General features: G+C 54.9%; 18 protein-coding genes and 5 tRNA genes. 8 read left to right on the forward strand and 15 right to left on the reverse strand.

Annotated features, from left to right (window positions below; all coding sequences use genetic code 11):
* The first annotated feature begins 16 nt into the window (after window positions 1-16).
* From modF to gpmA, 6 genes are all read left to right on the forward strand, one after another.
* A complete protein-coding gene (gene modF, locus ACDO57_RS11375; protein ID WP_248163612.1) occupies window positions 17-1,489 on the forward strand; it encodes a molybdate ABC transporter ATP-binding protein ModF in 1,473 nt (490 codons plus the stop codon).
* Window positions 1,490-1,690: 201 nt separating this feature from the next.
* Complete coding sequence (galE, locus tag ACDO57_RS11380) at window positions 1,691-2,707, forward strand: UDP-glucose 4-epimerase GalE (protein ID WP_048992115.1); 1,017 nt, start codon at window positions 1,691-1,693, stop codon at window positions 2,705-2,707.
* A gap of 9 nt (window positions 2,708-2,716) precedes the next feature.
* Window positions 2,717-3,763, forward strand: coding sequence for a galactose-1-phosphate uridylyltransferase (gene galT, locus ACDO57_RS11385; RefSeq protein WP_061715735.1), 1,047 nt, complete (start codon window positions 2,717-2,719; stop codon window positions 3,761-3,763).
* Between the two features lie 4 nt (window positions 3,764-3,767).
* The gene (gene galK / locus ACDO57_RS11390) at window positions 3,768-4,916 is read left to right on the forward strand and encodes a galactokinase (protein WP_048992118.1); all 1,149 of its coding nucleotides are present in this window, start codon (window positions 3,768-3,770) and stop codon (window positions 4,914-4,916) included.
* A complete protein-coding gene (galM, locus tag ACDO57_RS11395; protein WP_048992120.1) occupies window positions 4,910-5,950 on the forward strand; it encodes a galactose-1-epimerase in 1,041 nt (346 codons plus the stop codon). Before galK ends, galM begins: the two co-directional genes overlap by 7 nt.
* 206 nt (window positions 5,951-6,156) lie before the next feature.
* Window positions 6,157-6,909: a 2,3-diphosphoglycerate-dependent phosphoglycerate mutase gene (gpmA, locus tag ACDO57_RS11400; protein ID WP_023310804.1), complete on the forward strand. Its 753-nt coding sequence runs from the start codon at window positions 6,157-6,159 to the stop codon at window positions 6,907-6,909.
* Between the two features lie 61 nt (window positions 6,910-6,970).
* Here gpmA and aroG read toward each other — a convergent pair whose 3' ends face one another.
* Window positions 6,971-8,023 (reverse strand): 3-deoxy-7-phosphoheptulonate synthase AroG, encoded by a 1,053-nt coding sequence (gene aroG / locus ACDO57_RS11405; protein WP_024908788.1) that lies wholly within the window; start codon window positions 8,021-8,023, stop codon window positions 6,971-6,973.
* Between the two features lie 304 nt (window positions 8,024-8,327).
* Here aroG and ACDO57_RS11410 point away from each other — a divergent pair, with 304 nt between their 5' ends.
* Together ACDO57_RS11410 and zitB are read left to right on the forward strand one after the other, a co-directional pair.
* Window positions 8,328-8,708, forward strand: a complete 381-nt coding sequence (locus ACDO57_RS11410; RefSeq protein ID WP_370884128.1) for a protein YbgS — start codon at window positions 8,328-8,330, stop codon at window positions 8,706-8,708.
* Window positions 8,709-8,814: 106 nt separating this feature from the next.
* A complete protein-coding gene (zitB, locus tag ACDO57_RS11415) occupies window positions 8,815-9,753 on the forward strand; it encodes a CDF family zinc transporter ZitB (protein WP_024908790.1) in 939 nt (312 codons plus the stop codon).
* On the opposite strand, the gene pnuC is transcribed toward zitB, so the two are convergent.
* The 14 genes from pnuC to ybgC all read right to left on the reverse strand — a co-directional run bounded on the left by pnuC (window position 9,750) and on the right by ybgC (window position 18,107).
* The gene (gene pnuC / locus ACDO57_RS11420; protein WP_024908791.1) at window positions 9,750-10,469 is read right to left on the reverse strand and encodes a nicotinamide riboside transporter PnuC; all 720 of its coding nucleotides are present in this window, start codon (window positions 10,467-10,469) and stop codon (window positions 9,750-9,752) included. The two genes, zitB and pnuC, sit on opposite strands and share 4 nt — an antisense overlap.
* Before the next feature lie 22 nt (window positions 10,470-10,491).
* On the reverse strand, window positions 10,492-11,535 hold the full coding sequence (gene nadA, locus ACDO57_RS11425) for a quinolinate synthase NadA (RefSeq protein ID WP_370883988.1): 1,044 nt from the start codon (window positions 11,533-11,535) through the stop codon (window positions 10,492-10,494).
* Between the two features lie 191 nt (window positions 11,536-11,726).
* A tRNA-Lys gene (locus ACDO57_RS11430) sits at window positions 11,727-11,802 on the reverse strand.
* Window positions 11,803-11,826: 24 nt separating this feature from the next.
* Window positions 11,827-11,902: transfer RNA gene (locus ACDO57_RS11435), tRNA-Lys, on the reverse strand.
* Window positions 11,903-12,048: 146 nt separating this feature from the next.
* A tRNA-Lys gene (locus ACDO57_RS11440) sits at window positions 12,049-12,124 on the reverse strand.
* A 3-nt stretch (window positions 12,125-12,127) separates the two neighbouring features.
* Window positions 12,128-12,203 (reverse strand) — tRNA-Val (locus ACDO57_RS11445).
* 26 nt (window positions 12,204-12,229) lie between these two features.
* Window positions 12,230-12,305 (reverse strand) — tRNA-Lys (locus tag ACDO57_RS11450).
* A gap of 161 nt (window positions 12,306-12,466) precedes the next feature.
* Window positions 12,467-13,258: a cell division protein CpoB gene (gene cpoB / locus ACDO57_RS11455; RefSeq protein WP_024908792.1), complete on the reverse strand. Its 792-nt coding sequence runs from the start codon at window positions 13,256-13,258 to the stop codon at window positions 12,467-12,469.
* A gap of 9 nt (window positions 13,259-13,267) precedes the next feature.
* On the reverse strand, window positions 13,268-13,789 hold the full coding sequence (pal, locus tag ACDO57_RS11460; protein ID WP_003858578.1) for a peptidoglycan-associated lipoprotein Pal: 522 nt from the start codon (window positions 13,787-13,789) through the stop codon (window positions 13,268-13,270).
* A 35-nt stretch (window positions 13,790-13,824) separates the two neighbouring features.
* Window positions 13,825-15,117: a Tol-Pal system beta propeller repeat protein TolB gene (gene tolB / locus ACDO57_RS11465; RefSeq protein ID WP_032649508.1), complete on the reverse strand. Its 1,293-nt coding sequence runs from the start codon at window positions 15,115-15,117 to the stop codon at window positions 13,825-13,827.
* Between the two features lie 134 nt (window positions 15,118-15,251).
* Window positions 15,252-16,553: a cell envelope integrity protein TolA gene (tolA, locus tag ACDO57_RS11470; RefSeq protein ID WP_048990051.1), complete on the reverse strand. Its 1,302-nt coding sequence runs from the start codon at window positions 16,551-16,553 to the stop codon at window positions 15,252-15,254.
* Between the two features lie 28 nt (window positions 16,554-16,581).
* A complete protein-coding gene (gene tolR / locus ACDO57_RS11475) occupies window positions 16,582-17,010 on the reverse strand; it encodes a colicin uptake protein TolR (protein ID WP_003858589.1) in 429 nt (142 codons plus the stop codon).
* Between the two features lie 3 nt (window positions 17,011-17,013).
* Entirely contained in the window at window positions 17,014-17,706 is a 693-nt protein-coding gene (gene tolQ / locus ACDO57_RS11480; RefSeq protein WP_008501101.1) for a Tol-Pal system protein TolQ, read from the reverse strand.
* The gene (gene ybgC, locus ACDO57_RS11485; protein WP_003858593.1) at window positions 17,703-18,107 is read right to left on the reverse strand and encodes a tol-pal system-associated acyl-CoA thioesterase; all 405 of its coding nucleotides are present in this window, start codon (window positions 18,105-18,107) and stop codon (window positions 17,703-17,705) included. The genes tolQ and ybgC overlap by 4 nt, the downstream gene beginning before the upstream one ends.
* Between the last annotated feature and the right edge of the window lie 102 nt (window positions 18,108-18,209).

Here is an 18,209-nt window from a genome sequence, read left to right on the forward strand (position 1 = left end):
AAAACAGGGATAAATCATGTCATCATTGCATATTTCGCAAGGCACGTTTCGTCTTAGCGATGTCCGAACGCTGACGATTGCTGATTTGACGATACGCGCGGGTGAAAGCTGGGCGTTTGTCGGCACTAACGGCAGCGGTAAATCTGCGCTGGCCCGCGCGCTGGCCGGCGAGCTCAACCTCCTCAAGGGCGAATACCAGAGCACCTTTACGCGCCTGACGCGCCTGTCGTTTGAACAACTGCAAAAGCTGGTCAGCGACGAGTGGCAGCGCAACAACACCGATTTACTCAGCCCTGGCGAAGACGATACCGGCCGTACGACGGCAGAAATTATTCAGGATGAGGTGAAAGACCCCGCCCGCTGTCAGCGCCTGGCAGAACGGTTCGGTATCACCGCCCTGCTGAACCGGCGCTTTAAATACCTTTCGACCGGCGAGACGCGGAAAACGCTGCTTTGTCAGGCGCTGATGAGCGAGCCTGACCTTCTTATTCTGGACGAACCGTTCGACGGTCTTGACGTGCAGTCCCGTGCGCAGCTTGCGGCTCTGCTGGAGTCGCTTAATCGGCAGGGATATACCCTGGTGCTGGTACTTAACCGCTTCGATGAAATTCCGGACTTTATCCAGCACGCGGGCGTACTGGCCGACTGTAACCTGACCGAGACCGGCGAAAAAACCGCACTGCTTAAGCAGGCGCTCATTGCCCAGCTCGCGCACAGCGAACAGCTAGACGGTATTACTCTTCCGGAACCTGACGCCCCTTCGGCCCGCCATGCGCTTGACCCCCACCAGCCGCGCATCGTGCTGCGGGATGGGATGGTCTCTTATGACGATCGCCCGATCCTTAACCGTCTAAGCTGGACGGTCAATCCAGGCGAGCACTGGCAGATTGTCGGCCCTAACGGCGCGGGAAAATCAACGCTGCTTAGCCTGATCACCGGCGATCACCCGCAGGGCTATAGCAACGATCTGACGCTGTTCGGTCGGCGTCGCGGCAGCGGCGAAACCATCTGGGATATTAAAAAACATATCGGCTATGTCAGCAGCAGCCTGCATCTGGATTACCGGGTCAGTACCACGGTACGCAACGTGATCCTCTCCGGCTATTTTGATTCCATCGGTATTTATCAGGCGGTGTCGGACAAACAGCACAAGCTGGCCCAGCAGTGGCTGGATATCCTTGGCATGGACAACCGGGTCGCTGACGCACCGTTTCATAGTCTGTCGTGGGGGCAGCAGCGTCTGGCCCTGATCGTTCGCGCGCTGGTAAAACACCCTACGCTGCTTATCCTCGACGAACCGCTGCAGGGACTCGATCCGCTCAACCGACAGCTTATCCGCCGCTTTGTGGACGTGCTGATTAGCGAAGGTGAAACGCAGCTGCTTTTCGTTTCACACCATGCCGAAGATGCCCCCTCCTGCATCACCCATCGGCTGGAGTTTGTTCCGGACGGTGAGCAGTATCGTTATCTGCAAAGCAAAATCGATTAACCCCCGGAGGGCACCGCCCTCCGTTTTTCAGATAACCTGCACTAAGACATTGCTATCCCGTTGATCTACAATGCCCCACAGCGGCTGATAATCGGACTTTAAAAACAGTGTAAACGATTCCACTATTTTATCCCATGTCACACTTTTCGCGTCTCTGTTATGCTATGGTTATTACATACCATAAGCCCAATGGAGCGAAATATGCGAGTTCTGGTAACAGGTGGTAGCGGTTACATAGGTAGTCATACCTGCGTGCAACTGCTGCAAAACGGTCACGACGTCATCATCCTCGACAACCTGTGCAACAGTAAGCGCAGCGTGCTGCCTGTGATTGAACGTCTTGGCGGTAAACAACCGACTTTTGTAGAAGGCGACATCCGCAACGAAGCGCTGATGACCGAGATCCTTCACGACCACGCCATCGAAGCGGTGATCCACTTCGCAGGTCTGAAAGCGGTCGGTGAATCCGTTGCGAAACCGCTCGAGTATTACGACAACAACGTCAACGGTACTCTGCGTCTCATCTCCGCCATGCGTGCGGCCAACGTCAAAAACTTCATCTTTAGCTCTTCGGCTACCGTCTACGGCGATCAGCCTAAAATCCCTTACGTTGAAAGCTTCCCAACCGGGACACCGCAAAGCCCATACGGCAAAAGCAAACTGATGGTGGAGCAGATCCTGACCGACCTGCAAAAAGCACAGCCGGAGTGGAGCATCGCGCTGCTGCGCTACTTCAATCCGGTCGGCGCCCATCCGTCCGGCGATATGGGTGAAGATCCGCAGGGCATCCCGAACAACCTGATGCCGTATATCGCGCAGGTTGCCGTCGGTCGTCGCGACTCGCTGGCGATTTTTGGCAATGACTACCCTACCCAAGACGGCACCGGCGTGCGTGACTACATCCACGTCATGGATCTGGCCGACGGCCACGTGGCGGCGATGCAGCAGCTGGCCAACAAGCCGGGCGTGCATATTTACAACCTCGGCGCCGGGGTCGGCAGCAGCGTGCTGGACGTGGTTAACGCCTTCAGCAAAGCCTGCGGTAAGCCGGTGAGCTACCACTTCGCACCGCGTCGTGATGGCGACCTGCCTGCTTACTGGGCCGATGCCACCAAAGCCGACAAAGAGCTTAACTGGCGTGTCACGCGCACGCTTGATGAAATGGCACAGGATACCTGGCACTGGCAGTCACGCCACCCGCAGGGCTATCCGGACTAAGGATCCGTCATGACGCAATTTAATCCCGTCGATCATCCGCATCGTCGCTTTAACCCGTTAAGCGGGCAATGGATTTTGGTTTCTCCGCATCGCGCCAAGCGCCCCTGGCAGGGGGCGCAGGAAACGCCTGCGAAACAAACGCTGCCACAGCACGACCCGGACTGCTTCCTCTGTCCGGGCAACACGCGCGTCACCGGGGATAAAAACCCGGACTACAAAGGCACCTTCGTCTTCACCAACGATTTTGCCGCCCTGATGACCGACACCCCGGACGCACCGGAAAGCCACGATCCGCTGATGCGCTGCGAAAGCGCGCGCGGTACCAGCCGCGTGATCTGCTTCTCCCCCGACCACAGCAAAACGCTGCCGGAGCTGAGCGTTGAGGCACTGAAAGAGGTCGTCAGCACCTGGCAGGCGCAAACCGCCGAGCTGGGTCAAACTTACCCGTGGGTGCAGGTGTTCGAAAACAAAGGCGCGGCTATGGGCTGCTCCAACCCGCATCCGCATGGCCAGGTCTGGGCGAACAGCTTCCTGCCTAACGAAGCCGAGCGTGAAGACCGTCTGCAAAAAGCGTATTACGCGGAAAACGGTTCCCCAATGCTGGTCGATTACACCCGCCGTGAGCTGGCCGACGGCAGCCGCACCGTGGTGGAAACCGAACACTGGCTGGCCGTCGTGCCTTACTGGGCTGCCTGGCCGTTTGAAACGCTGCTGCTGCCGAAAGCGCACGTACAGCGCATCACCGATCTCAGCGACGCGCAGCGTGACGACCTTGCTCTGGCGCTGAAAAAGCTGACCAGCCGTTACGACAACCTGTTCCAGTGCTCCTTCCCGTACTCCATGGGCTGGCACGGCGCCCCGTTTAACGGCGAAGAGAATCTACACTGGCAGCTGCACGCCCATTTCTATCCGCCGCTGCTGCGCTCTGCGACGGTGCGTAAATTTATGGTGGGCTATGAAATGCTGGCGGAAACCCAGCGTGACCTGACGGCGGAACAGGCGGCAGAACGTCTGCGTGCCGTTAGCGACGTCCACTATCGCGAATCAGGAGTCTAAAAAAATGAGTCTGAAAGATAAAACACAATCCCTGTTTGCTGAAAAATTTGGCTACCCTGCCACCCACGTTATCCAGGCCCCTGGCCGCGTCAACCTGATTGGTGAACACACCGACTATAACGACGGTTTCGTCCTGCCGTGCGCCATCGATTACCAGACGGTGATCAGCTGTGCGAAGCGCGACGACCGCCAGGTTCGCGTGATTGCAGCGGATTACGGTAATGAGACGGACGCGTTTTCCCTCGATGCCCCAATCGTGACGCACGACAGCCAGCAGTGGTCAAACTACGTGCGCGGCGTGGTGAAGCATCTACAGAAGCGTAACAAAAACTTTGGCGGCGCAGATTTAGTGATCAGCGGCAACGTGCCGCAGGGCGCGGGCTTAAGCTCCTCTGCGTCTCTGGAAGTCGCGGTGGGTACCGTGTTCCAGCAGCTTTATCATTTACCGCTGGATGGCGCGCAAATCGCCCTGAATGGTCAGGAAGCGGAAAACCAGTTCGTGGGCTGTAACTGCGGCATTATGGACCAGCTGATCTCCGCGCTGGGCAAAAAAGAACACGCGCTGCTGATCGACTGCCGCTCGCTGGGCACTAAAGCCGTTCCCCTGCCAAAAGGCGCGGCTGTGGTAATCATCAACAGCAACTTTAAGCGCACGCTGGTGGGCAGCGAGTACAACACCCGCCGCCAACAGTGCGAAACCGGTGCCCGCTTCTTCCAGCAGCCCGCCCTGCGCGACGTAACGCTCAATGAATTTAACAAAGTGGCGCACGAGCTGGATCCGGTCGTTGCCAGGCGCGTTCGTCACGTGCTGACGGAAAATGCCCGTACCGTTGAAGCCGCCTCCGCGCTGGCGAAAGGTGACCTGAAACGTATGGGTGAGCTGATGGCGGAATCTCACGCCTCCATGCGCGATGATTTTGAAATCACCGTTCCACAGATCGACACCCTTGTGGACATCGTCAAAGCCACCATCGGCGACAAAGGTGGCGTGCGCATGACGGGCGGCGGTTTTGGCGGCTGCGTCGTTGCGCTGGTGCCTGAAGAGCTGGTCCCTGCCATAGAGGATGCCGTGGCGAAGCAGTACGAAGCAAAAACAGGCATCAAAGAAACCTTCTATGTTTGCAAAGCATCACAAGGAGCCGGACAGTGCTAAACGAAACACCTACTCTTGCACCGGATGGTCTGCCGTATCGCCTGTTAACCCTGCGCAACAGCGCGGGGATGGTCGTTACGGTGATGGACTGGGGTGCAACCCTTCTTTCTGCCCGCGTACCAATGCCGGACGGCAGCGTGCGCGAGACTCTGCTGGGCTGCGCCTCGCCTGAGCAGTACGTCAATCAGTCCGCCTATCTGGGCGCGTCCGTTGGGCGCTATGCTAACCGCATCGCGAAGAGCCGTTTTGAGCTCGACGGCGTCCAGTACGCCCTGCTTCCAAGCCAGGGTGAGAACCAGCTGCACGGCGGACCGGACGGGTTTGATAAACGCCGCTGGAAGATTGTTCGTCAAAACGACGGGGAAGTGCTGTTCTCGCTGGATTCGCCTGACGGCGATCAGGGCTTCCCGGGGAACCTTATCGCGTCCGCGCGCTTTACGCTGACCGACGACAACCGTATCGCCATTGAATACCGTGCGACGGTCGACAAGCCGTGTCCGGTCAACCTGACCAATCACGCGTACTTTAATCTGGACGGTAACCAGTGCGACGTGCGTAACCACAGGCTGCAGATCCTGGCGGATGCCTGGCTGCCGGTTGACGAGATGGGCATTCCGCATCAGGGCCTCAAAGACGTGAGCGGCACCAGCTTTGACTTCCGCAGCGCGAAAACGATCGCCCAGGATTTCCTGAGCGATGACGATCAGCGCAAGGTGAAAGGCTACGACCACGCATTCCTGCTACAGGCCAAAGGTGATGTGAAACAACCTGCCGCGCAGGTGTGGTCTGCGGATGAGAAGCTGCAGATGACGGTGTATACCACTGCCCCTGCCCTGCAGTTCTACTCAGGTAACTATCTCGGCGGCACGACGGCGCGCGAACACGAAGAGTATAGCGACTGGCAAGGCCTGGCGCTGGAGAGCGAGTTCCTGCCGGACAGCCCGAACCATCCGGAATGGCCCCAGCCGGACTGCGTGCTGCGCCCGGGTGAAGAGTACGTTAGCGTCACAGAGTATCATTTTATTCCGCATTGATTTCCAGCCCTCCCATCGGAGGGCTTTTTTCTGCGCGCCTTGCTGAAAATAGCGCCGATCGCAGACAAAATCATAACCCTGGATTCACAAGCATCTTACACTCAGAGACTATTTTCGCTATGGTTAGGGTTAAGCGTTGCTGGTGGCACGGCCACGGCAATATAATGAGAATTGTTATCATTCTAAAAATGCTTGAGGAGTAAGAGATGGCTATAACTAAGCTGGTCCTGGTGCGTCACGGCGAAAGCCAGTGGAACAACGAAAACCGCTTTACCGGTTGGTACGACGTTGATCTGTCTGAGAAAGGCGTAAGCGAAGCAAAAGCAGCAGGTAAACTGCTGAAGGAAGAAGGCTTCAGCTTTGATTTTGCTTACACCTCTGTGCTGAAACGTGCCATCCACACCCTGTGGAACGTGCTGGACGAACTGGATCAGGCCTGGCTGCCGGTTGAGAAGTCCTGGAAACTGAACGAACGTCACTACGGTGCGCTGCAGGGCCTGAACAAAGCGGAAACCGCTGAGAAATATGGCGACGAGCAGGTTAAACAGTGGCGTCGCGGCTTCGCAATCACCCCGCCAGAGCTGACCAAAGATGACGAGCGTTACCCGGGCCACGACCCGCGTTACGCGAAGCTGACCGACGCTGAGCTGCCAACCACCGAGAGCCTGGCGCTGACCATCGACCGCGTTGTGCCTTACTGGAACGAAACCATTCTGCCACGCCTGAAAAGCGGCGAGCGCGTGATCATCGCGGCTCACGGTAACTCCCTGCGCGCGCTGGTGAAATACCTGGACAACATGGGTGAAGACGAAATCCTCGAACTGAACATCCCAACTGGCGTACCGCTGGTGTATGAGTTCGACGAAAACTTCAAGCCAATCAAACACTACTATCTGGGTAACGCGGAAGAGATCGCTGCGAAAGCAGCGGCTGTCGCGAACCAGGGTAAAGCGAAGTAATTTTCGCCAGACATAAAAAAAGCGCGGAGCCTTCCGCGCTTTTTTATTTGTGCCTGATAATTCAGCCGCGACGCGCTTTTACCGCATTCGCCAGCTGACGCAGGATGGTATCGGTATCGTCCCAGCCGATGCAGGCATCGGTCACGCTTTTGCCATACACCAGCGGCTCGCTGCCTTCCAGGTTCTGGTTACCTTCAACCAGATGGCTTTCGATCATCACCCCAATCACCGCCTTCTCACCGCCGGCAATCTGCTGACAGACGTCTGCGCCCACTTCCATCTGCTTTTTAAACTGCTTGCTGGAGTTGGCGTGGCTGAAATCGATCATCACCTGCGGTGGCAGCCCGGCTTTTTCCAGCCCGACCTTCACTTCTGCCACGTGTTTTGCGCTGTAGTTCGGCTCTTTGCCGCCGCGCAGAATGATATGGCAGTCGCCGTTACCGCTGGTGTTAACGATGGCGGAATGACCCCATTTGGTCACCGACAGGAAGCAGTGCGGTGCACCTGCAGCATTGATAGCGTCAATGGCGACCTTGATGGTACCGTCAGTGCCGTTTTTGAAGCCCACCGGACAAGAGAGACCGGACGCCAGCTCGCGGTGCACCTGAGATTCAGTGGTACGGGCACCAATTGCGCCCCAGCTCATCAGGTCTGCCAGGTATTGTGGCGTAATCATGTCCAGGAATTCACCGGCCGCAGGCAGGCCGCTGTCGTTGATCTCCAGCAGCAGCTTGCGCGCAATGCGCAGACCGTCGTTGATCTGGAAGCTGTTGTCCATGTGCGGGTCGTTAATCAGCCCTTTCCAGCCCACGGTGGTGCGCGGTTTTTCAAAGTAGACGCGCATGACGATTTCCAGCTCGTCCTTCAGCTCTTCACGCAGGGTGAGCAGACGGGCAGCGTATTCTTTCGCGGCTGCAGGATCGTGAATGGAGCACGGGCCAATCACCACCAGAAGACGATCGTCATTACCTTTCAGGATCTTATGGATCGCTTTACGTGCATGAGAAACCGTGTTTGCGGCATTTTCAGTGGCGGGGAATTTCTCAAGGAGCGCTACAGGAGGTAATAACTCATTGATCTCTTTGATGCGTAAATCGTCGTTCTGATAATTCATTTTCTTTCCAGCTCTGCCATATCTTTAGTAATGAAAGCAATCCTTTCAATCTATCTTGTCGACCAGGAAGTGTAAACACGGTTTTACACTTCACGCAGATAATTCCTGGAATTCGCCTAAAAATCGCCACAAAATAGCGAAAAATGAGATCTAACCTAAGCTTTTTAACTGTAACAACCAATTTTACACGCTTAAACGCGATTCCCTACTAACGTAAGTCCGTAAGGCGGAATCTTTCGCCTCTGAAAAAGATGCACTGTTGGAGAATGTTATCCAGCGTAACGACAAGAACAGGAGCACCATGATGAAAATGACAAAACTGGCAACCCTCTTCCTGACCGCCACACTCACTCTGGCCAGCGGCAGCGTCCTGGCCGCGGAAACAGGCACATCAGACAGCAACGGGGATGCAAATGCGGCTGCGGCAGCAGGCCAGCCCGCCCCAGATGCGAAACAGAATATCGCCCCGAATAATGTCGACAACAACCAGATCAATACCGGGAACACCAACACCGGCGGCACGATGCTGCATCCCAACGGCAGCGGTTCCGGTACCATGAATCATGACAATATGAGTTCGGATGAGGTTCATAAGAACTCGATGTGTAAGGACGGCAAATGCCCGAACCCTGACGACAAAGTGGGTAACGACGCCAATACCAAAACTGATGGCACCACCCAGTAATTTGTTATGAACCGTCAAAAAAAGGAGAGCCCAGGCTCTCCTTTCTTTTTGGAGTAACCTATTAAAAACGCTACACTAAAAACAATAACACTTCAGGAAAGCAGACATGGCGCACTCCCATTCCCACTCGCATTCTCCCGGCAACGACAACGCTAAACGACTGATGCTGGCCTTTGGCGTCACGGCAACGTTTATGGTTATCGAGGTCATTGGCGGCCTGGTTTCCGGCTCTCTGGCGCTTCTGGCCGATGCCGGACATATGCTGACCGATGCCGCCGCCCTGCTCTTCGCCCTGCTGGCGGTGCAGTTCGCGCGTCGTCCACCGAATGCGCGCCACACATTCGGCTGGCTGAGGCTGACCACCCTGGCCGCGTTTGTTAACGCCATTGCGCTGGTGGTCATTACCGTGCTTATCGTCTGGGAGGCCGTACAGCGCTTCCGGCATCCTCAGCCGATCGCCGGAGCGACCATGATGGTGATTGCCGTGGCAGGGCTGCTGGCGAATATCCTGGCCTTCTGGATTCTGCACCGCGGCAGCGGAGAAAAGAACCTCAACGTGCGCGCGGCAGCGCTGCATGTTCTGGGGGATTTACTCGGTTCCGTCGGGGCGATTGTCGCCGCGCTGGTGATCCTCTATACCGGCTGGACGCCTGTCGATCCGATTCTGTCCGTGCTGGTGTCGTGTCTGGTCTTACGCAGTGCCTGGCGGCTGTTGAAGGAGAGCGTGAATGAACTGCTCGAAGGGGCACCGGCATCCATGGATATCGACGAGCTGAAGCGCAACTTGCGCCGTTCAGTCCCGGAAGTCCGCAATGTTCATCATGTGCACGTCTGGCTGGTGGGGGAAAAACCGGTCATGACGCTGCACGTCCAGGTGATCCCGCCTCACGACCACGATGCGCTGCTGGAACGCATCCAGCATTTTCTTGAGCATCACTACGAAATTGGCCACTCCACCATCCAGATGGAGTATCAGCCCTGTAACGGGCCGGACTGCCACCTTAACGAGGCGCAGTCCGGACATTCACATCATCATCACCACTAGCTGGAAAGCGCGTGAGAGCCTCGCTCACGCGCGCTGTTAATCCACATACGGCTGCCGTTAAGCGCAATGAAGGTCAGCAGCAGATATTCCAGCGACATCGCATAGACGCCCTGCAGGGCGAAGATCGCCACGCTGATCACGTTGATGATGACCCACAGCAGCCAGTTCTCAACGTATTTACGGGTCATCAGGATCATCGCCGCAATCGACAGCACCATCATGCAGGAATCCCAGAACGGGAAAGCATCCGGCTGCAGCTCTGGCATCGTCACGTTCAGGCCGATACCGGACATGACCGAAACGGCGACGCGGGTCAGGAACGCAAACACCGGGTTGATGTAGACGGTCATTAAGCCAATGGCCACCACGCAGGCGACGAACCAGGCGATGGCTTTCGGCAAGGGCAGCCAGCGGATCTGCAGCTCTGCCTCCTGCTGGCTGTTCTGCCGCGACCACGCGTACCAGCCGTAGATATTAGCGGCGAAGAAGAACAGCTGTAAAAGCAGGCTGGCGTAAAGCTGGATCTGGAAGAAGATAATCGCAAACAGCGTGACGTTAATCAGCCCGAACGCATAGTTGCTGATCTTCTCCAGGCTTGCCAGCCAGATACAGAGTAATCCCGCCAGTGTGCCAACGGCCTCAATCCATGACAGGTCATAGCCACCTGCACCAATCGGTATATGAACCAGAATGTTATGTGTGCTAAAAAAATCCATCTTTTCTCCGCGGCGTGTTGAATTAAGTACGTAGTGTAGCCGCAAAATCCAGCATGCGGTTAAGCGGAATCAACGCCCCTTCACGCAGAGCGGCATCCACATGGATTTCATGTTCTGCACCGCCTGTCTCGAGCCCTTCGGCAATGGCCTTCAGGCCGTTCATCGCCATCCACGGGCAATGGGCACAGCTGCGACACGTTGCGCCCTCACCCGCCGTTGGCGCTTCAAGGAGCTCTTTCTCCGGCACGGCCTGCTGCATCTTATAGAAGATACCGCGATCGGTCGCCACGATGAGCTGCTTGTGAGGCAACGTCCTGGCCGCGTTGATAAGCTGGCTGGTTGAGCCCACGGCATCCGCCATGTCGACAATTGACTGCGGTGACTCAGGGTGAACAAGAATGGCGGCGTCAGGATAAAGTGCCTTCATGCGCGCCAGCGCCTGGGTTTTGAATTCATCATGCACGATGCAGGCGCCCTGCCAGCAGAGAACGTCAGCCCCCGTCTGCTTCTGGACATAATTTCCAAGATGACGATCTGGCGCCCAGATAATTTTCTCTCCCAGGCTGTCCAGATGTTCAATCAGCTCAACGGCGATGCTCGACGTGACTACCCAGTCGGCCCGCGCTTTTACCGCCGCAGAGGTGTTGGCGTAAACCACCACGGTCCGATCAGGGTGGGCGTCACAGAAGGCCGTGAATTCGTCAATCGGACAGCCCAGATCCAGCGAACACTCCGCGTTAAGCGTGGGCATCAGAATGGTTTTTTCAGGGCTCAGGATCTTTGCCGTTTCGCCCATAAAACGCACGCCAGCAACCAGTAGCGTGGAAGCGGGGTGTCGTGCACCGAAGCGTGCCATCTCCAGTGAGTCAGAAATGCAGCCTCCGGTCTCTTCAGCCAGCTGCTGAATTTCCGGGTCGGTGTAGTAATGGGCCACCATTACCGCATCGCGCTCTTTAAGAAGACGTTTGATCTTCTCGCGGTAGAATTGCTTTTCATCCTGGCTCAGCGGGACAGGCTTTGGCGGAAACGGATAGATTGCGGCTTCAGGATCAAACATCACACTCATTATGGCTTCTCGTTTTACTGGCTTAACAATATTGCCTTTCTTTTGCCTGACATAGCAAAACGCGTGGCAATTGTGTTTTGTATACTAAACAAGATAGCGAATCTGGACTGAAAAGTCACCGGGAATAGATGGGCGGAGCATTTGTTGTACCGCAGATAGCAAAAAGGCGCCTTTAGGGCGCCTTTCTACACTGGTGGGTCGTGCAGGATTCGAACCTGCGACCAATTGATTAAAAGTCAACTGCTCTACCAACTGAGCTAACGACCCCTTGCGGGATTTTTTTCTTCGAAGTGGTGGGTCGTGCAGGATTCGAACCTGCGACCAATTGATTAAAAGTCAACTGCTCTACCAACTGAGCTAACGACCCATTCGGGTGCTGACTTCGAAGATTTTTACTCGGTACCACCGGAGAGTGGTGGGTCGTGCAGGATGACTCGGCTTCGCCTCGCCCTTCGGGCCGTTGCTAAAGCAACGTTATCCTTCACGTTTAATATCTGAGTAAGATATTAAAATTGGTGGGTCGTGCAGGATTCGAACCTGCGACCAATTGATTAAAAGTCAACTGCTCTACCAACTGAGCTAACGACCCGAGTGGTGGGTGATGACGGGCTCGAACCGCCGACCCCCTCCGTGTAAAGGAGATGCTCTACCAACTGAGCTAATCACCCACTCTGTACTGCCGGTATGCGTTAAGTGGTGGGTCGTGCAGGATTCGAACCTGCGACCAATTGATTAAAAGTCAACTGCTCTACCAACTGAGCTAACGACCCACTTTTACGCTGTTTTCACGTTGTTTGATATCCCGTGGCAACGGCGGCATATATTACTGATTTAAGAATTCAGCGCAACAAAAATTTCGATGAAGATCACTTAACTGCTTACGAATCATGCTGCACGACCAGAAATAACGCGATTTCTGGTCATGCGATAATCATCCCATCGAATTCAGACGTTTTTGCGCCTGCTTAGCACCTTCGGTACCCGGGAATTTAGAGACCACCTGCTGATAAACCGCTTTGGCTTTCGCAGTGTCGCCTTTGTCCTGCATGATGACGCCCACTTTGTACATCGCATCAGGCGCTTTTGGCGATTTCGGGTAGTTTTTTACCACGGAGGCAAAATAAAACGCCGCATCGTCCTTTTTACCCTTGTTGTAATTCAGCTGACCGAGCCAGTAATTCGCATTTGGCTGATAAGTAGAATCAGGGTATTTCTTAACAAAGTTCTGAAACGCAGCAAGCGCGTCATCCTGACGAGATTGATCCTGCACCAGGGCAATGGCCGCGTTGTAGTCCGTATTCGCGTCACCGCTCTGTACAGGCGCACCTGTTGAAGCAGAAGCATCCGCAGCCGGAGCTGATGTCGCTGCACCGCTCTGATCGCCCGCGGCTGGCTGTGCTTGTGCTGCACTACCACTGCTCAGGCTATCCATCTGCAGCAAAATCTGCTTCTGACGTTCCACAACCTGGTTAAGCTGATACTGGCTTTCCTGAATCTGACCGCGGAGAGCGTCAATATCATTCTGGTTATCGGAGAGCTGTTGCTGGAGTTGGGTTAAAAGCTGGCTGTGAGCGTTAGAAATACGCTCGAGTTGAGTGACCCGGTCTTCTACCGAGCCTGAGCCGACACTACTGATTGGTGCCTGAGCAAAAGCGGCCCAGGGGGCCGCTATTCCAACCAGTAACGACAGACTCAACAGATGATGTCTGAAGTTACTGCTCATGCAATTCTCTTAGTAAACCAGTACGGCACGACGGTTTTTGGAGTAAGCCGCTTCGTCGTGACCCAGTACTGCAGGTTTTTCTTTACCGTAAGAAACGATGGAGATCTGGTCAGCAGAAACGCCTTTACCCTGCAGGTACATTTTAACAGCGTTAGCACGACGTTCACCCAGGGAGATGTTGTACTCTGGAGTACCACGTTCGTCCGCGTGACCTTCTACGGTGACTTTGTAAGATGGGTTGCTACGCAGGAAGTTAGCGTGCGCATCCAGCATCGCAGCGAAGTCAGAACGGATGTCGTATTTATCCAGATCGAAGTAAACGATGTTGTTCTGCTGCAGCTGCTGCATCTGAAGACGCGCTTGCTCTTCAGAAGACATGTTGCCATTGCCGTTCGCGTCCATACCGGTGCCGGCACCCATCATGCCTTCGCCGCTCTGGTCATTGCTTGCGTTCTTGTTAGAAGAACACGCTGCGATTGCCATTACAGGCAGAGCGATCATCAGCCCCTTCAGCACTTTGTTCAGTTGCATTTCTATGATTCCTTTAGTAATCAATTAATTATTATTTACAGATACGGCGACCAGGCAGGAGATTTTACCTGTCCATCAGTTGCCGGAATACGCGCTTTGAAACGCCCATCTGTAGAAACCAGATTCAGCACAGATCCCATCCCCTGAGAAGAGCTGTAGATTACCATCGTGCCGTTAGGTGCCAGACTTGGCGTTTCATCCAGGAACGTTGACGACAGAACTTGAACGCCACCCGCTACCAGATCTTGTTTGGCAATGTGCTGCTGCCCACCGTTGGAGCTCACCATTACCATAAATTTACCGTCGCTGCTCACGTCTGAGTTCTGGTTCTGCGAACCTTCCCAGGTAATACGCTGCGGAGCACCGCCGTTGATGTTGACTTTGTAGATTTGTGGACGGCCAGCCTGGTCAGAGGTAAACGCCAGGTTTTGACTGTCCGGGAACCATGAAGGTTCGGTGTTGTTGCTGCGACCGTCGGTCACCTGACGGATCTGGCCAGAGCCAATGTCCATCACGTACAGGTTCAGGCTACCGGTTTTTGACAGCGCAAACGCCAGTTTAGAACCGTCCGGAGAGAACGAAGGCGCACCGTTGTGACGTGGGAAAGATGCTACCTGACGAACAGCACCGTTTGCCAGCGTCTGGATAACCAGTGCTGAACGGCCACTTTCGAAGGTGACATACGCCAGTTTAGAACCGTCCGGAGACCAGGCCGGAGACATCAGCGGCTGTGAAGAACGTTTCACCAGGAACTGGTTGTAGCCGTCGTAGTCAGATACGCGCAGCTCATACGGGAACTGACCTCCGTTGGTCTGCACCACATAAGCAATACGGGTACGGAACGCACCTTTAATGCCGGTCAGTTTTTCGAATACCGCATCGCTGGCAGCGTGAGCCGCGTAGCGCAGGTACTGCTTAGTGACCTTGTAAGAGTTCTGAGCCAGAACGGTACCCGGTGCACCGCCGGTATCCACCAGCTGCCAGGCCACGTTGTAAGAGCCGTCCGGGTTAGGCGTAACCTGACCCACAACCACGGCATCAATACCCAGTGCAGACCATGCTGCAGGCTGTACTTCCTGCGCGCTACCCGGCTGCTGAGGCAGACGAGAACGATCTAACGGGTTGAATTTACCGCTGTTACGCAGGTCAGCCGCCACTATGCCACCGGCATCTTCAGGTGCAGCGCCAGGACCGGCCCACTGGAACGGAACAACACCGATTGGGCGTGCCGAGTCCACCCCCTGGGTGATCTCGATACGTACTTCTGCGTGCAGTACTGCTGCCCACAGCATTAAAAAACCAAATGCTACACGTAATGCCTGCTTCATCATATCTCCCTTATCCGGGTAACCTTACCCACGATAATTTAGCAGAATGTTAACAAACTCAAATAGACAAAACTACCCGAACCCTGTGACTAAACCTGGTCTATTTTTCCCCGTTTGCACGGGGAAAATGTAACTTAAGGTTTGAAGTCCAGCGGCGCATTTTTGAAGACTTCGTAAACTGCCTGAGACGGCGGTTTCGGCATCTTCGCCTGACGCGCTGCAGCCAGGGCCGCAGTACATAAAGCCGGGTCGCCACCTTCCGACTTGATATCCAGCAGCATGCCGTCCGGAGCCAGTTTTATACGCAACGTACACGTTTTACCGGTATAGGAAGACGCATCATAGAATCGGCTTTCAATAGCGGATTTAATCTGCGCGGCATAACCGTTGATTTCAGCCCCGGTCGCACCGTTACTCTTAGTGTTACCACTTCCGGTCGGCGCTGCGTTGTTTCCTTTCGCCCCACCGCCCGTTTTCGGTGCATTCTTACCGGAGCTCAAATCGCCCAGCAGATCGTCAACCCCTGCGGCAGCAGCAGCTTTTTCAGCGGCGGCAGCCTTTTTAGCAGCCGCTTTTTCAGCAGCGGCTTTCTTATCGGCAGCGGCCTTCTCAGCTGCAGCTTTTTTATCAGCAGCGGCTTTTTCCGCGGCAGCTGCTTTTTCTGCTGCCGCTTTCTCAGCAGCAGCCGCTTTCTTAGCGGCCTCGGCAGCAGCTTTCTTCTCTGCGTCCTGAGCGGCTTTCTTCGCGGCTTCCGCTTCAGCTTTCTTCTGAGCATCAGCAGCGGCTTTCTTCGCGGCTTCCGCTTCGGCTTTCTTCTGAGCATCAGCAGCCGCTTTCTTCGCGGCTTCCGCTTCAGCTTTCTTCTGAGCATCAGCAGCAGCTTTCTTCGCGGCTTCTGCTTCAGCTTTCTTCTGAGCATCAGCAGCGGCTTTCTTCGCCGCTTCTGCCGCTAATTTTGCCTGGGCATCAGCCTGTGCTTTCGCGTCCGCTGCGGCTTTTGCTGCCGCCTCTTCCGCCTGCTTTTGCTGTTCCTGTGCTTTCTTCGCGGCCTCTTCGGCTTGTTTCTGCTGTTCCGCCTGCTCTTTTGCGGCTTCCTGCGCCTGCAAACGTTCTTTCTCAAGCTGCTTCAGACGTTCCTGCTCTGCGGCCTGCTTTTCACGCAGCTCTTCCGCCTGCTGTTGCGACTGTTTTTCACGCTGCTCTTCAGCCCGTTTGGCACTCGCCTTCTGCTGTTGTTCGCGATTATAGTTCTGTACTACCGCACCGGGATCCACCATCACGGCGTCAATGGAAGAGCCTCCACCGCCGCCGGCTGATGCATCAATATGCTCGTCGAACGAACTCCAGATCAGCGCTGCAAAGAGAATAACGTGCAGCACTGCGGAGACGATTATCGCTCGCTTAAGCTTGTCGTTCTGTTCGGTTGCCTTTGACACTATCGGTTCCCAAAAACTACGCGGATGATCAAATAGGTTGGGTCATTAAGCCAACTGACTTAACACCCGCACTATGTAGCAAGTTCAGCGCTTTAATAATTTCATCGTAGGGTACGTCTTTCGCGCCACCGATTAAGAAGACCGTTTTCGGATTTGACTCCAGGCGACGCTGCGCTTCAGCAATCACCTGCTCAGGCGGCAGCTGATCCATACGATCTTTCTCTACCACGACGCTGTATTGCCCTACGCCGGAAACCTCAATGATAACCGGAGGATCGTCATTGGTGCTCACCGCCTGTGATTCTGTCGCATCCGGCAGATCCACTTCCACGCTCTGGGTAATGATTGGCGCTGTCGCCATGAAGATCAGCAGCAGTACCAACAGGACGTCCAGCAGTGGAACGATATTGATTTCGGACTTGAGCTCGCGACGACCTCGTCCACGCGATCTGGCCATGGTTTACCCCTTGTTGCTCTCGGTGCTGGTAAACGCCTGACGGTGCAGAATCGCAGTGAACTCTTCCATAAAGTTGTCGTAGTTCAGTTCCAGTTTGTTCACACGCTGATTCAGACGGTTGTAAGCCATAACCGCCGGAATTGCCGCAAACAGACCGATAGCGGTCGCAATCAGTGCTTCAGCGATACCCGGTGCAACCATCTGCAACGTCGCCTGCTTCACCGCGCCCAGTGCGATAAAGGCGTGCATGATCCCCCACACGGTACCAAACAGGCCGATATACGGGCTGATGGAACCGACAGTACCGAGGAATGGAATGTGCGTTTCAAGGTTTTCCAGCTCGCGGTTCATAGAGATGCGCATCGCACGCGAGGCACCTTCCACCACCGCTTCCGGCGCATGATTGTTTGCACGATGCAGACGGGCAAACTCTTTGAAACCGCTATAAAAAATTTGCTCGGAGCCTGTAAGGTTTTCACGGCGTCCCTGGCTTTCCTGATACAGACGAGAAAGCTCAATACCCGACCAGAACTTATCTTCAAACGCTTCAGCTTCACGGCCAGCGGCATTGAGGATACGCGTTCTCTGGATGATGATGGCCCAGGATGCGATTGAAAAACCAATCAAAATCAACATGATAAGTTTAACCAGAAGGCTTGCCTTCAGGAACAAATCAAGGATATTCATGTCAGTCACTGCTTAAACTCCGCGACAATAGACTTAGGAAGCGCACGAGGCTTCATTATGGTTGGATCAACACAAACAATCAGTACTTCAGCTGAGTTCAGTACGGTATTCTCTGCGTTGACTATCCGCTGCGTGAAAACCAGTGAGGTCCCGCGCATTGATGTAATTTCAGTTTGGACTTCGAGCATATCGTCGAGTCTGGCAGGCGCAAAATACTCAAGCGTCATCTTGCGAACCACGAAGGCAACTCGCTCAGCCAACAGTACCTGTTGACTAAAGTGATGATGGCGCAGCATCTCTGTGCGTGCCCGTTCATAAAAAGCAACGTAGCTGGCGTGGTAAACCACACCACCGGCATCGGTATCTTCGTAATAGACACGAACCGGCCATCGAAACAGCGTTGTATTCACTTTACATCCCGGTAATGCAACAAAAGTTAATGCTTTTAAACTTCGCTACTATACGCGCGGGAAAGAGGGTTGGGAATGGGGGAAAGTAAACGGAGAGTAAAT

Source organism: Enterobacter cloacae complex sp. 2015409, from assembly GCF_041365315.1.
GTDB classification, from domain to species: domain Bacteria; phylum Pseudomonadota; class Gammaproteobacteria; order Enterobacterales; family Enterobacteriaceae; genus Enterobacter; species Enterobacter pseudoroggenkampii.

Excerpts from the sequence above, each read along its gene's own strand:
- tolB (WP_032649508.1), bottom strand. The coding sequence starts at position 15,117 with ATGAAGCAGGCATTACGTGTAGCATTTGGTTTTTTAATGCTGTGGGCA.
- galT (WP_061715735.1), top strand. The coding sequence starts at position 2,717 with ATGACGCAATTTAATCCCGTCGATCATCCGCATCGTCGCTTTAACCCG.
- pal (WP_003858578.1), bottom strand. The coding sequence starts at position 13,789 with ATGCAACTGAACAAAGTGCTGAAGGGGCTGATGATCGCTCTGCCTGTA.
- nadA (WP_370883988.1), bottom strand. The coding sequence starts at position 11,535 with ATGAGTGTGATGTTTGATCCTGAAGCCGCAATCTATCCGTTTCCGCCA.
- ACDO57_RS11410 (WP_370884128.1), top strand. The coding sequence starts at position 8,328 with ATGAAAATGACAAAACTGGCAACCCTCTTCCTGACCGCCACACTCACT.
- galE (WP_048992115.1), top strand. The coding sequence starts at position 1,691 with ATGCGAGTTCTGGTAACAGGTGGTAGCGGTTACATAGGTAGTCATACC.
- cpoB (WP_024908792.1), bottom strand. The coding sequence starts at position 13,258 with ATGAGCAGTAACTTCAGACATCATCTGTTGAGTCTGTCGTTACTGGTT.
- gpmA (WP_023310804.1), top strand. The coding sequence starts at position 6,157 with ATGGCTATAACTAAGCTGGTCCTGGTGCGTCACGGCGAAAGCCAGTGG.
- zitB (WP_024908790.1), top strand. The coding sequence starts at position 8,815 with ATGGCGCACTCCCATTCCCACTCGCATTCTCCCGGCAACGACAACGCT.
- modF (WP_248163612.1), top strand. The coding sequence starts at position 17 with ATGTCATCATTGCATATTTCGCAAGGCACGTTTCGTCTTAGCGATGTC.
- galK (WP_048992118.1), top strand. The coding sequence starts at position 3,768 with ATGAGTCTGAAAGATAAAACACAATCCCTGTTTGCTGAAAAATTTGGC.
- aroG (WP_024908788.1), bottom strand. The coding sequence starts at position 8,023 with ATGAATTATCAGAACGACGATTTACGCATCAAAGAGATCAATGAGTTA.
- pnuC (WP_024908791.1), bottom strand. The coding sequence starts at position 10,469 with ATGGATTTTTTTAGCACACATAACATTCTGGTTCATATACCGATTGGT.
- tolR (WP_003858589.1), bottom strand. The coding sequence starts at position 17,010 with ATGGCCAGATCGCGTGGACGAGGTCGTCGCGAGCTCAAGTCCGAAATC.